At 46.5% G+C, this 13433-nt stretch carries 13 protein-coding genes; 7 read left to right on the forward strand and 6 right to left on the reverse strand.

Translation table 11 applies throughout. The features are described 5' to 3' along the window. Positions 1–56: 56 nt before the first annotated feature. Genes ACRRSY_RS07850 through ACRRSY_RS07860 form a run of 3 tightly spaced genes read right to left on the reverse strand, consistent with a single transcriptional unit; the run spans position 57 to position 3641 of the window. The gene (locus tag ACRRSY_RS07850) at positions 57–986 is read right to left on the reverse strand and encodes an ABC transporter permease (RefSeq protein ID WP_432453747.1); all 930 of its coding nucleotides are present in this window, start codon (positions 984–986) and stop codon (positions 57–59) included. After that, positions 986–2098: an ABC transporter permease gene (locus ACRRSY_RS07855; protein WP_432453746.1), complete on the reverse strand. Its 1113-nt coding sequence runs from the start codon at positions 2096–2098 to the stop codon at positions 986–988. Before ACRRSY_RS07855 ends, ACRRSY_RS07850 begins: the two co-directional genes overlap by 1 nt. Then, on the reverse strand, positions 2091–3641 hold the full coding sequence (locus ACRRSY_RS07860) for an ABC transporter ATP-binding protein (RefSeq protein WP_432462903.1): 1551 nt from the start codon (positions 3639–3641) through the stop codon (positions 2091–2093). Before ACRRSY_RS07860 ends, ACRRSY_RS07855 begins: the two co-directional genes overlap by 8 nt. 272 nt (positions 3642–3913) lie before the next feature. On the opposite strand from ACRRSY_RS07860, the gene ACRRSY_RS07865 reads away from it, so the two are divergent. Further along, positions 3914–4546 carry a TetR/AcrR family transcriptional regulator gene (locus ACRRSY_RS07865; protein ID WP_432453744.1) on the forward strand — a complete coding sequence of 211 codons (633 nt, stop codon included), beginning with the start codon at positions 3914–3916 and terminating at the stop codon, positions 4544–4546. Positions 4547–4618: 72 nt separating this feature from the next. Continuing rightward, a complete protein-coding gene (locus tag ACRRSY_RS07870) occupies positions 4619–6004 on the forward strand; it encodes an 8-oxoguanine deaminase (RefSeq protein ID WP_432462904.1) in 1386 nt (461 codons plus the stop codon). Positions 6005–6146: 142 nt separating this feature from the next. On the opposite strand, the gene ACRRSY_RS07875 is transcribed toward ACRRSY_RS07870, so the two are convergent. Together ACRRSY_RS07875 and ACRRSY_RS07880 are read right to left on the reverse strand one after the other, a co-directional pair. Next, positions 6147–6410 carry a DUF5062 family protein gene (locus ACRRSY_RS07875; protein WP_432453742.1) on the reverse strand — a complete coding sequence of 88 codons (264 nt, stop codon included), beginning with the start codon at positions 6408–6410 and terminating at the stop codon, positions 6147–6149. A gap of 178 nt (positions 6411–6588) precedes the next feature. Then, positions 6589–7599: a 2-hydroxyacid dehydrogenase gene (locus ACRRSY_RS07880; protein WP_432453741.1), complete on the reverse strand. Its 1011-nt coding sequence runs from the start codon at positions 7597–7599 to the stop codon at positions 6589–6591. 92 nt (positions 7600–7691) lie between these two features. Between ACRRSY_RS07880 and ACRRSY_RS07885 the strand changes: the two genes are divergently transcribed. From ACRRSY_RS07885 to ACRRSY_RS07905, 5 genes are all read left to right on the forward strand, one after another. Continuing rightward, a complete protein-coding gene (locus ACRRSY_RS07885; RefSeq protein WP_432453740.1) occupies positions 7692–8078 on the forward strand; it encodes a CidA/LrgA family protein in 387 nt (128 codons plus the stop codon). Further along, a complete protein-coding gene (locus ACRRSY_RS07890) occupies positions 8075–8752 on the forward strand; it encodes an LrgB family protein (RefSeq protein ID WP_432453739.1) in 678 nt (225 codons plus the stop codon). The genes ACRRSY_RS07885 and ACRRSY_RS07890 overlap by 4 nt, the downstream gene beginning before the upstream one ends. Positions 8753–8984: 232 nt before the next feature. After that, positions 8985–9470 carry a MarR family transcriptional regulator gene (locus ACRRSY_RS07895; protein WP_432453738.1) on the forward strand — a complete coding sequence of 162 codons (486 nt, stop codon included), beginning with the start codon at positions 8985–8987 and terminating at the stop codon, positions 9468–9470. Next, entirely contained in the window at positions 9467–10525 is a 1059-nt protein-coding gene (locus ACRRSY_RS07900; protein ID WP_432462905.1) for an HlyD family secretion protein, read from the forward strand. The genes ACRRSY_RS07895 and ACRRSY_RS07900 overlap by 4 nt, the downstream gene beginning before the upstream one ends. 9 nt (positions 10526–10534) lie before the next feature. Further along, positions 10535–11563: a DUF2955 domain-containing protein gene (locus ACRRSY_RS07905; RefSeq protein ID WP_432462906.1), complete on the forward strand. Its 1029-nt coding sequence runs from the start codon at positions 10535–10537 to the stop codon at positions 11561–11563. A 97-nt stretch (positions 11564–11660) separates the two neighbouring features. On the opposite strand, the gene ACRRSY_RS07910 is transcribed toward ACRRSY_RS07905, so the two are convergent. Beyond that, a complete protein-coding gene (locus ACRRSY_RS07910) occupies positions 11661–13271 on the reverse strand; it encodes an ABC-F family ATPase (protein ID WP_432462907.1) in 1611 nt (536 codons plus the stop codon). Positions 13272–13433 lie beyond the last annotated feature (162 nt).

Raw genomic sequence — 13433 nt, forward strand, 5'->3', positions numbered from 1 at the left:
ACTCATTCTAGAGTTGTATCAGGGATTAAACTAAGCGGTTTAATCCCTGTTTTTTGTTAGTGGATCCGAGCATCGAAGGGCTTAGCGAGGCTCATCGGTGCGGCCAGTTTTTGACGAATTGGATTCGAGCTAATCAAGACCATTACCACAATGGTTGCCACGTAAGGCATCATGGCTAACAGGTTTGGCGAGATCGTCACCCCGAGTCCTTGCATCACCAAGTGTAAAATTGAAGCGGCACCAAACAGGTAAGCTCCTACGACTAAATAGCCTACTCGCCAAGAGGCAAATACTACTAAAGAGAGGGCAATCCAGCCACGACCCGCGGTCATGTTTTCCATCCACATTGGGGTATAAGAGAGCGACATATAAGCACCCGCTAAACCAGCAAAGGCACCTCCGGTAAGTACCGCTAGGTAGCGAACCTTGAGCACTTTGATTCCCAAAGCATTGGCCGAATATGGGTTTTCGCCCACCGCTCGTAAGGTTAGCCCGGCGCGGGTTTTATTGACGACCCACCAACAAATACCAGTTAAGGCGAAGCTGGCATAAACTAAGATATCGTGGTTAAACAGCAAGGGGCCAATAAAAGGGATTTCGCTCAGCAGTGGGATCGGTATGGTTTTAAAGCCAACCACCGTGGAGCCGACTAAACTGGCACCTAAGAAGGCACTTAAACCGGCACCAAAAATGGTTAAGGCGAGGCCAGTGGCCACTTGATTGGTATTTAAATTTAACGATAAGATACCGAAGATCGCAGCCATCGCCATGCCTGCAATGACGGCTAATAATAAACCTAAGGCAAGATTTCCAGTAAAATAGGCACCAGCAAAACCAGCCATCGCACCCATCAACATCATGCCTTCTTGGCCTAAGTTGAGCACTCCGGACTTTTCGCAAATTAGCTCACCAAGGGCGACCAATAATAATGGGGTTCCGGTTTTAATTGCCGCAACCAAAATTTGTTGAATTAGTTCGATATCCATTAAGCGGTTCCTTGCTTTGGTTCGGAAGAAGAGCGGCTGGTGCTCGCTTTGGGTTTACTTGGCTGCAAAACAATGCGGTAGTGGATCAAGAAGTCACAAGCCAGCAGGAAGAACAATAGAATGCCCTGAAATAGCCCGGTAATTGCGGTAGGCATACCCAGTTCAATTTGTGCCAGGTCACTGCCCATATACAAGGTGCCCATGAAAAATGCCGCGAAAATAATACCAAAAGGATTCAATCGCCCTAAATAAGCGACGATGATTGCCGCATAGCCATAACCGGGTGAAACTTGTGGGATTAGCTGGCCAATGGGTCCGGTTACTTCGGCAACTCCAGCAAAGCCAGCTAAGGCGCCAGCGCTAAGCATTACACTCCACACAATAAACTTGCTGCTGTAGCCTGCGTAACGCGCTGCGGGTTGGTCGGAGCCAAATACTCGCAGCTGAAATCCAGGCAGAGTGCGATACAGGATGATCCCCGAGCCAATGGCTGCCAATATTGCAATCACAATACTGATGGAGGCGCGACCTTGTTCACTTAAGGTGGGGAGTAATACCGAATCGGCAAAAACAGCCGATTCAGGAAAGCCAAAACCAGCGGGATCGACTAGCGGGCCATGAACCCCCCATAATAACAAATACAAACCCACGTAGTTCAGCATGATGGTGGTTAAGATAATATTGGTATGAAATAACTGGTGCAGCAGGGTTGGAATGGCAGCCCATAGTAGGCCTGCTAAGGTGCCAGCTAAGAGCGTGACGATTAACCAGCTATAGCCGCTGTCATCACCGGCCTGTAAGGCAAAATAGCTGCCCACCAAGGCGCCAACGAGTAGCTGGCCTTCGGCGCCAATATTCCAGATATTGGCTTTATAACAGAGGGCTAAGCCCGTGGCACAGAGCAGTAAGGGCGTGGTTTTAACCATCAGTTCGCCCAAGTTATAACTGTCACTCAAGGGCGCAATAATAAACACTTTAAAGGCCGTAGCGGGGTTAATATCCAGCGCTAAAAACATCATGCTGGATACCAGCATGGTGAGTACGACCGCAATTAGCGGTGACAACCAAGACATTAACTTTGATGATTCTAAACGAGGTTGGGTTTTAAGCACGTCGCAGGCCCTCCTCGGGTTCATCGTGGTTAATAAAGCCGCCTGCAATCCATTTGCCTACTTGCTCAATATTGGTTTGTTCGGTATGCACGGCTTGTGACAGTTGCCCCTCATATAAGGCGGCAATTCGGTCTGAAATCATAAATAGCTCGTCAATATCTTCCGACACCACCAAGATAGCGGCACCGTTATCACGTAATTCAATCAGTTGCCGATGAATCGCACTAGCAGCACCAATGTCGACTCCCCAAGTTGGGTGGGCACAGATCAAAATGTCGGGTTCTTGGTCTACTTCACGACCAATAATGAATTTTTGCAAGTTACCGCCCGACAAGCTTTTGGCTTGAGAATGGGCGTTATGACACTTTACATCGTTGTGATGAATAATTGCCTTGGCCAGCTCTACTACCTTATGCGGCAAAATCAGCCCTCGTTTGGTGAGCCCCTTACGCGCACTGGTGAGTAGGGTATTGTCGGCTAGGCTCATCTCGGGCACGGCGCCTTGTCCTAGGCGGTCGGCGGGTACGTAGCTCATCCCTAATAGGCGGCGCTCGCCGGCATTTAATTTGCCAACGTTGCGCTCATGCATCACGATATTGCTGGCTTCGGCACGGGTATCTTCACCGCTCAGTGCTTCCAGTAGATCTTCCTGACCATTGCCTGCCACCCCTGCAATGCCTAAAATTTCGCCGCGGTGCAGACTTAAATTAACCTTGTTTAAACCCGTTCCAAAAGGATTGGTGGGGGGCACTGTTAAGTCGCGGGTCACCAGTACTTCGTCAGAGCCGATCCGTTTATGGTAACGCTCCGAGAGCACCGCATCGCTGCCTACCATCATTCGGGCGATAGAATCGGGGGTTTCGTTGGCGGGCACACATTCGCCACTGACTTTACCACCGCGTAAAATGACTGCGCGGTCACACAGTGCAGTGACTTCTTTGAGTTTGTGGCTAATAAATAGAATGCTGCAGCCTTCACTGGCAAGGGTGCGCAAGACTTTAAATAAGCCCGAGACTTCCTGAGGCGTTAATACTGAAGTGGGCTCATCCAAAATCAGTAGTTTTACGTCTTGGATCAGGCAACGTAAGATTTCTAAGCGTTGTCGCTCGCCGATGCTCAGATTATATACGTAACGATCTGGGTCGACCTTCAACTCATAGTTGGCGCTTAACTCGATAATTTTGGCTCGCAATGCGGCGGCGTCTTTCACCACGCCAGCATCGAGGCTTAGTTCAATGTTTTCTTGCACGGTGAGCGTTTCAAAGACCGAGAAGTGTTGAAACACCATGCCAATCCCCATGGCCCGGGCCATGTTAGGAGAAGTGATTTTGACTTCTTTCCCATTCCACAGGATCCCACCTTCATCGGCTTGAACCACACCATAGATCATTTTTACTAAGGTGGATTTCCCCGCGCCATTCTCACCCAACAGGGCTAAAATCTCGCCCTTTTCTAGTTGCATGCTAACTTGGTCGTTGGCAATAACGCCGGGGTAGCGTTTGGATACTTGCCAAAGTTCTAACAATGAATCGTGTTGGTTCATTCTGAGTCCATTCAATGTGTATATTTAACAGCTTGCCACAGCTAATGCATAAATCTGACCATTTGTTCAAGTTTATTGTTGTAGCTTACAAGTTATAAATGTTTAAAATATGTTGTACTTGATTGGTGCGCAATTTGCCAGTTTTGAAGCATTATGGTGCGCACCTAGCTTATCGCTGTGGCGACAGATTAGCACTAGTGATTTTATATTTTATCATTAATAATGCCTGACTTATTAATCGGGTCAGCGAATATAGAAGGGACTTCACGCGCATGGTAAAAACGACGGTGACGCAAGGCGGCACCATTCGAAAGAAGAATGAAAAAGTAATTTTGAAAGCTGCAACTCATGAGTTTGCAAAGCATGGTTATCAAGGGACATCTTTGCAAGTGATTGCCGACCGTGCTGAATTACCTAAGGCAAATTTACTGTATTATTTTAAGTCTAAGCAGGGTTTATACAAGGCTTTACTGCAAGACATATTAGCCATGTGGAACAATGCTTTTGAGCAGACCACAGTGGAAGATGATCCAGTAGAAGCCATCAGCGCCTATATTCGCTCAAAAATGCGCTATAGTCGCAGCCATCCGAAAAGTTCACGTATTTTCGCCATGGAAATTATTCAAGGTGTACCCAATGTGAAGGATCAATTGCAATTACCCGTCATCGATTGGGCTAACAGTAAATCTGACTTGATCCGAGCCTGGATTGCACAAGGTAAAATACGTCCTATCGAACCACTCAACTTATTATTTTTGATTTGGGGCGCGACCCAATTTTACGCCGACTTTGATACCGAAATTAAACTGATCAAAGGCCGAGCCCTAAACCAGCAAGAGTTTAACCTTGCGGAACAAAATCTGATTGATATTGTGCTGCGAGGGATTGGCTTAGTTAAAGATTGAACTTGATTATTTGGTCAGCTTTTTGCTTGTCCTGTTAGCATATGTTTTGTTTACAAGGGTGAGATGCCAACGATGTCTGTCGCGACACCAACTGCCACCAAATTATGGATTAAAGATCCGTTAGCTGTATTTAATGGGGCGATCAGCGGCCCTGATGCTGAACGTGACTGTGCGGGCGGATTAGTGGTACAAGGGTCGACGATCCTTGAATGTGTGGCGGCTGGCCAACGGCCGACGGGCACCATCGATGATATTTTTGACGCACATCGCTATGTGCTGATGCCGGGCTTGATTAATACCCATCATCATTTTTATCAAACTCTGACCCGCTGTCTACCCGCGGCGATTAATCAACCTTTATTCCCGTGGTTGCAAACTCTCTACCCCATCTGGAGTGGCTTAACAGCTAAACACATCGAACTTGCCACCGAAATTGCTTGCTGGGAGCTAATGCTGAGCGGTGCAACCACGGTGGCCGATCATCATTATGTGTTTAATCACGCACTGAGTGATGCCATCGATATTCAAGCCGAAGTGGTGGGGCGTTTAGGTGTGCGGGCGACCTTGACGCGCGGTAGCATGAGTCTGTCGCAAAAAGATGGCGGCCTGCCGCCGGATTCAGTGGTACAGAGTGAACAGCAAATTTTAGAGGACAGCCTGCGGCTGATCAAACGTTATCACGACGCGGATGACGGCAGTATGTTACAACTGGCCCTAGCACCTTGTTCGCCGTTTTCGGTGACGCAGTCACTGATGTGTGAAACCGCACAGTTAGCGAAACGTCATCGCGTACGGCTACATACCCATTTAGGTGAAACCATAGATGAGAACGATTTTTGCCTGAAAAAACTGGGCATGCGTCCAGTTGATTACTTGGAGCATTGCGGCTGGATGGGGCCACAAACTTGGCTGGCTCATGGCATTCATTTTGATCCCAGTGAAATACGACGTTTGGGTGAAGCGCAAATCGGTATTGCTCACTGTCCTACCTCGAATATGGTGCTCGCCTCGGGGATCTGCCCAACACTGGATTTAGCGGCCGCTGGATGTCATATCGGGATGGCCGTGGATGGTTCGGCCTCCAACGATAGTTCGAATATGATCCAAGAATTGCGACATTCATTGATGCAGCAGCGCTTACGTTATCGTGCTGATCAAATCACCCATCTACAAGTGTTGAACTGGGGAACTCAAGGCAGTGCTTCGGTACTAGGGCGAGATGATATTGGAGTGCTTGCGCCAGGCAAACAAGCTGACTTGGGCTTGTATCAATTAGACGGACTTAATTTTTCTGGTGCACATGATCCTTTGGCCGCGTTGATCTTGTGTGGTGCGAGTCAGGTGAGCAAGTTAATGGTGGCTGGCAAGTGGCTGATTGAAGATGCAGAGCAAACACGGGCGCAATTAAATCAGTTGAAAGCGCAACACCATCAGTTCGCAAAACAGCTGGTGGGCTAAACCTGAACAATGGCCTGCAAGTGTTGTCACTGTTTGATTCGACGGTGAAGTGCCAATGCGGGAGAGCTGCAAAACAAACGGCATTTTATTTCGCTTGGCTGAAGGCTTTGTGCTCTCCTCATTGCTTGTTTGCTGAGTGGTTTTAGCCTTGCAATAACTCGTGGTCTTTGGGGAGTTGGTTGGCTAACCATAATACTAATTTATGGCGCATTTCCGGTCCGGTCAGTTTATCTTTGGGCAGTGGGGTAAGACGTTTGTCTTCGGCCAATAACATGTACAGGGCTTCCACCTTATCTTTCTCTGAAATTCCTGGCGGAAATTTGGCAAAACCACGTTGTAAGGCATAAACCTCACCGATTTGTATGGCCTTTTTTAACAGTTGTGCTTCGTGTTTATATTTTTTCACTCAAGGTCTCGCTGTGTCTACCATCTACTCCCTTCAACATACGGTAAAGCGCAGCTCAATAACAGGGCTTAACTCACTAAATCTAAGTTAAGCCCGGACTTGGCTTTATGTTGCCGAAAAAAACAGCATTTATTGCTAAGTGCTCAGTTTTGGGATGCAGCCTTTAGAAGGCTTGTTATTAACTATTATCGATGGCTTCTGCGGTTACCTCGTTACCGCTGCGTTTACCGTCGAGGAAGGCGCTGGCATTGGCGAGCGTGGTATTCGCGATGGTTTGTAACGCTTCGTCGGTTAGGAAGGCCTGATGACCAGTAAAGATTACATTGTGGCAAGCGGATAAACGGCGGAATACATCATCGAGGATCACTTCTGCCGACAGGTCTTCAAAGAATAGCTCTTTTTCATGTTCGTACACATCTAAGGCTAAACCACCTAAGGTGCCATCTTTAAGTGCTTCAATACAGGCGAGGGAATCGACCAATTTGCCACGACTGGTATTGATTAATAAGGTGCCTTTTTGCATCTGAGCGAAAGCAGACTTACCAATTAAGTAAGTATTTTCAACAGTTAAAGGGCAGTGTAGGGTGATGATGCGTGACTGTGATAAAAGTTCGGGCATGCTGACATACTCAATACCCAGCTCTTTCGCTGCGTCGTTGGGATAGGGGTCGAAGGCTAAAACTCGACAGCCAAACCCTTTTAAAATACGGGCCGTGGCTAAACCAATTTTACCGGTGCCAATCACGCCTGCGGTTTTGCCAAAGATATTCATACCAGTTAAACCTTCGAGCGAAAAATTGGCATCGCGAGTGCGTTGGTAGGCTTTATGGATCCGGCGGTTTAATGTCATCATCAAGGCTATTGCATGTTCGGCGACCGCCTCTGGCGAGTAGGCGGGTACTCGTGACACGGTGATACCTAAAGCTTCCGCCTCGGCTAGATCTAAATTGTTGAATCCTGCGCAGCGCAACAGTACCAACTTTATTCCCAGTTGATGCAATGCCTGCAAGGTGGGGGCCGATAAATCATCATTCACGAACGCACAGACTGCATCGCTGCCATGCGCTAAACGAGCCGTTTGTGTACTGAGGGCGGTATCAAAGTATTCAATGGCAAATGCTGAAGACTTATTTTGGGCATCAAAGTGTTGACGGTCGTAGCGCTTCGCGCTAAAAAAACTAATCTTCATGACTTCTCCTAAAAACAAAGCTTAGCTAGTAATAGCTTGTTATGTAATTTTATTACATAATAGCTTCATTGAATGACGGATGTCGACCGATTGTGATTAGAAAATTTCAGAAATCAATAGCCTTTGAAATTGGCCTGGGTTTAGCCATTATTTATGCAGCCCTATGGGCCGGACGAGGTTTGAGTTACCTTACCGGAAACCTTCTCCCCGCGAGTATTCTAGGGATGTTACTGCTGACCATCCTGTTGCAGTTAAGATGGATTAAACTGGCTTGGGTGGAGCGAAGTTCAATGCTATTTGTACGTTGGATGTCGTTATTATTTGTACCTATTAGTGTTGGTTTGGTCGACCATCTTGAAACTTTATTTCAGGCTTTGCCTGCAATGATGATGACCTGTGTATTAGCGACCCTCATTTTGTTAGTTGTGGTGGGTAAAATTTATCAGTATTGGGAGCAGAAGGCGGAGCGTCAGTCATGATTAATCTGATTTATTTACCGCTAACCATCGCGCTCTACATTTTTGCTAAACGCCTGCAACAACGTTACCCCTCACCATGGTTAAATCCGGTGCTGATTAGCCTGACTGTATTGGTGATTGCACTGTTAAGTTTTGGGATCGCGTTCAGCGACTATAACCAATACAGTGGTTGGTTAAGTGAGTTATTACAGCCAGCGGTTGTCGCCTTAGGTGTGCCTTTATACAAACAATTACATGAAATTAAGCGAGAACTGCCGCGCATTGCGTTGACCGTATTGGCGGCGGTGCTTATTGCTGTGAGTTCAACTTTGTTGATGGCATTGTTGGTGGGCGCTACACCAGTGATCGCCGCGTCTTTATCGCCCAAATCGGTAACGACTCCGATTGCCGTTTTGATTAGTGAACAGGTTCAAGGTCAGCCTGCGCTCTCCGCGATTGCGGTTCTAATCACTGGTTTGGTGGGGGCGGTTGCGGGTTTACCAACATTAAGGTTGTTCGGTATTCATTCCATCAAAGCACAAGGCATTGCCATGGGCACCGCTTGTCATGCTTTGGGGACGGCTCGTATTTCGGAAGATGGACATCAACAAGGTGCCTATAGTGCTTTGGCTTTGGTACTTAGCGCGATCTTTACCGCTATTTTATGTCCGATGATTGTGCCTTTTATTTTTTAGTCATTTTACTGCGGCAAAGCACCCAACAAGCCATTTTAACCTTATTCAATGGCTTGTTGGTGTAATCTTACCCCCTTGTTTTTTGAAACTTCAATTACTTTACAAATCATCACCTCATACGTTTATCGGCGTAGATCCCATTGCTCAAAATTTATGAGAACCTGATCACATTTATTTGCTTAGCCTGCTAAGTAATGTATCATGCTTAGCAGGCTAAGTAACTGAGGATTAAATGATGGATGATATCGCAGTGTTTAAACAATTGTCGTTGGCCGAGCAACTCAGTCGAGTTGCCCGTTTGTGGCGGACGGTGGCCGATCGTAAGTTGACTTCATTGGGTCTGACTCATTCGCGTTGGACGGTATTATGGAAATTAAAAACCTTAAACGACCATGTGAGTCAGAAAACACTCGCCAATGCATTGGAAATTGAATTGGCCTCGTTAATGCGAACTTTAAGTCAACTTGAAAGCCATGGTCTGATCGTTCGTGATTGCTGTGAGAGTGATAAACGGGTGCGTATTGTTAGCTTTACTGAAAATGGAATTGCGCTCATGACTCAGGTGGAGGGGCGTATTTTAGCGCTGCGGCGGAACATTCTGGCCAACATTGATGAAGCGGCACTTACTCAATTTGAAACTGTGCTTGAGACCATCACCCATAATGCTTTACACCAATTAAACGACAATCATGTTGAGATCGAGGAGTCTGTGACATGACTGTAGAACAAAAATTTGCCCGTTGGATAAAGTTTTCGATACTGGTGTTTGTCATGGTATTTACTTACTTTTTATTTGCTGATTATAAAATTCCGTTGACACCTCAGGCCATGGTGAGTCGTGGGGTGACTCAGGTAGTGCCTCGAGTTAATGGTAATGTTGTGGCGATTCATATTGCGAATAATCAGTTGGTGAAGCAAGGCGATTTATTATTCACTATCGATCCAAAGCCCTACCAGTTGGCAGTGGAAAAGGCTGCGTTAGCGTTAGAGCTAGCCCAGCAAACTAACCACCAGTTGGATGCATCTTTAGCTGCGGCGAAAGCCGATGTTGTGTCACTAGGGATAGTGGCGCAACAGAAACGGCAATATGCACAACGACTGGCAGAGTTATTTATCAAGCACAGTATTTCTCAGCAGCAAAAAGATGATGCACAAAGCGAATCGGTGGCTGAACAGGCTAACTTGCAGGCCGCTCAAGCTCGGCTAAATGCACTGCGGTTCAGTCGGGGTGAGATGAATGATAATAATGTTAATATTCGGCTTGCACGTAACCAACTTCGTCAAGCAAAACTCAATTTATCTTATACCCAAGTGAGGGCCGAGCGAGGGGGCATTGTGGCCAACCTGCAACTGGCCGCTGGGGCATATGCAACCGTGGGTCAGCCCTTATTAGCTTTGGTTTCAACGGAAGCGGAAGTTATTGCCGATTTTCGTGAAAAAAGTTCTCGCTTGGCGGTCACGGGAAGTAAAGCACTCATCACATTTGATGGCGATCCGGGGCAACTTTACTCGGCATCGGTGATCGGTATGGATGCTGGTGTGAGCGTTGGGCAGTTTGATGCTAATGGGCGTTTAGCAACACCCAGTACTTCTACCCGTTGGGTCAGAGATGCCCAACGGATGCGTATTCATTTTTCGCTAGAAGGTGCTCAAACCGCTGGTTTACCTTCTGGTGCTCAGGCAACGGTACAGCTATTACCCGAAGATGGTTTATTTCGCTGGCTCGCTAAAACGCAAATCAGTTTACTGAGCATGCTGCATTACATCTATTAAGGCTGAGCTATGAATTTATGGCATCGCCCCTTATCGGAGAATGATCTTCGCCAAGCTTTACGAATAGCCTGCGGTGCTTGTCTTGGATTTCTCATTTGCAAATTTTTTGAGTTGAGTAACGGGGTCTTTTTTGTGGTGACCCCGATTTTATTGCTGGGAATGGTTCCGGTGATGAATGGTCATGTGGCTCGCCAATGTATTGCAGCGGCAGTGGTTTGCGGGATTGAAGTTGGCTTACTCGCTGGCTTATTTGGCAGTCATACCATCTTAATGAGCATGTTGGTGTTTGTATTATTCCTATATAAGTTCGCTTGTATGTCAAAAGGTAGCTTGTTTCTATTTGGAGCCACAAGTTTATTGAACTTAAGTATTATGCTGCACTTTGCAAGTTATCCCAGTACCGATTTGAATGATTTGATTTTCACTAATATGGGAGCCAATCTGCTGTCGGTATTGATTGCTTTTTTGGTGACAGCCTTGATCCCCGATGTAGCACCTCGACCCAAACCAGCCGTATTAGCAAAGCAAGCTCATCGAATGCGGCATGAAGCGTTGATGGGGGCGTCAATTGCCACTATTTCATTCTGGGTATTTCAAGTGTTTGACTTACAAGATTCGATGTCGGCTCAGGCGACGACCATTTTATTGCTGTTTCCAATGTATTGGAATGGTGCTTTAAGTTATGCCAGAAAAAGGGCGATAGGCACTATGTTGGGAGTGAGTACAGGCCTTGTCTGTCAGCTAGTTTTATATCATTGGTCTGGACAAATGATCTTGGTACTTCCGCTATTGTGGATTGGACTGTTGTTGTTTAGCTATGTTCATTTGAAAGAGGGCGGTGGTTCAGGCGTTGGATTTGGTGCTCTCACGACTTTAGGGATCTTATTTGGGCAATACCTTACACCGAGTAACGATTTGGTTTTCAGTGGTCTTTATCGACTAAGCAGTATTTTGTTTGCTACGGTTGTTACTTTGTTGGTGTGTTACCTGATTCATCGATTACTTAACAGCTTTGCGTTGACACGCTTTGGTCACTAAGCCTGCTATCAAAGATAAGCTGCTCGTAAGTTAAAGCGTAAGCAGCCGGCTTACGCTTCTTTTCCTTTCATTAAGCAGGTGATTTTGGCGTGAACGTTTAGCCGTTGGCGACTCTTAATTGCTCTGTTTGGCTGGCGAGGTATTCATTATAGCTGCCTTGAAAATCGATAATGCTTTGCTCTTTTATTTCGATTACTCGGCTAGCGAGCGAGGATACAAACTCGCGATCGTGGCTCACAAAAATGACCGTACCATCGTAAGTCTCTAAAGCTTGATTAAGCGCTTCAATGGCTTCCATATCGAGGTGGTTGGTGGGTTCGTCGAGCACTAGTACATTATTGTTTTGTAGCATCAATTTGCCAAACAACAAGCGATTTTTTTCGCCCCCCGAACATACTTTTGATTTTTTATTGAAGTCGTCTGCACTAAACAATAGTCGACCTAATAGGCCGCGAACCATTAAGTCGTCGTGTTTGGCACTACGCCATTGCGACATCCAATCAAAGATCGAGAGTTCACAATCAAAATCGCGACTGCTGTCTTGTGGACAATAGCCAATGGTGGCATTTTCAGACCATTTAATGTCTCCATTGTTGGCTGAAATTTGTTTCATCAAACAGCGTAAAAAAGTGGTTTTTCCTGCTCCATTTTCGCCAATTACCGCCAACTTTGCACCCGCTTCCAAAATAATATTACCTTGGCTGAATAGCGTCTCACCGGCAAAACCGTGGGCTAGATCTTCAATGATGAGTGCTTGACGGTGGAGTTTTTTATCTTGCTTAAGGCTAATTGAGGGCGTTCTACGGCTGGAAGATTTAACTTCGTCGAGGGTGATCTTTTCCATCCGTTTGGCTCGTGAGGTAGCCTGCTTGGCTTTAGAAGCATTGGCTGAAAAACGGTTCACAAAGGCCTGTAGTTCATCGATTTCGGCACTTTTCTTCGCATTTTCGCTATGCAGTTGCTCTCGGATCAGCGAAGACGCTTCGATGAATTTCTCATAGTTTCCGGGGTAAATACGCAGTTCGCCGTAATCAATATCGGCCATGTGGGTACAGACCGAGTTGAGAAAGTGGCGGTCATGGGAAATGATGATCATCGTGCACTTACGTTGGTTCAGTACTTTGGCTAACCACTCAATGGTATGAATATCTAGGTTATTGGTGGGTTCGTCGAGTAATAATATATCTGGGTTTGCAAATAGAGCTTGTGCAAGCAAGACTCGTAACTTCCAACCCGGTGCCACTTGTGCCATTAGCCCGTAGTGAAGCTCTTCGGCAATGCCTGCTTCTAATAGAATTTCACCCGCGCGACTTTCGGCACTGTATCCGTCCATTTCAGCGAATTCAGTTTCCAAGTGAGCCACGTCCATTCCGTCTTGTTCTGACATCTCGGGTAAGGCATAAATACGGTCGCGTTGTTGTTTGATTTTCCATAGGGCCGCATCGCCCATAATTACAGTATCTACCACACTAAAAGCTTCGAAGGCGAATTGGTCTTGGCTTAAGGTTCCAACTGTTTCGCCGGGGCTGATTGACACATTGCCTGAGCTAGGGGCTAGTTCTCCGCTAAGGATTTTCATAAAGGTTGATTTACCACAGCCGTTGGCGCCAATTAAGCCGTAACGGTTACCATTGCCAAACTTAGCGGAAATATTTTCGAATAGTGGCGTGGCGCCAAATTGCATGGTGATGTTTGCGGTAGAAATCAAAAGGTAATCCTAGAAAAATGGCCACGAAGGCTGAGATAAGCGGTATAAGGGGGCGCACTATAAAGAGTTGTCTCGCTAAAGTCGAGGGCAGTTGTGTGTTTATTAATCCGTTGGGCAGTTGAAGACGCAATCACTGACGCCAGGATCCGTGTTCGAAAAGGA

This window comes from Agarivorans sp. QJM3NY_33 (assembly GCF_050870865.2).
Lineage (GTDB): Bacteria > Pseudomonadota > Gammaproteobacteria > Enterobacterales > Celerinatantimonadaceae > Agarivorans.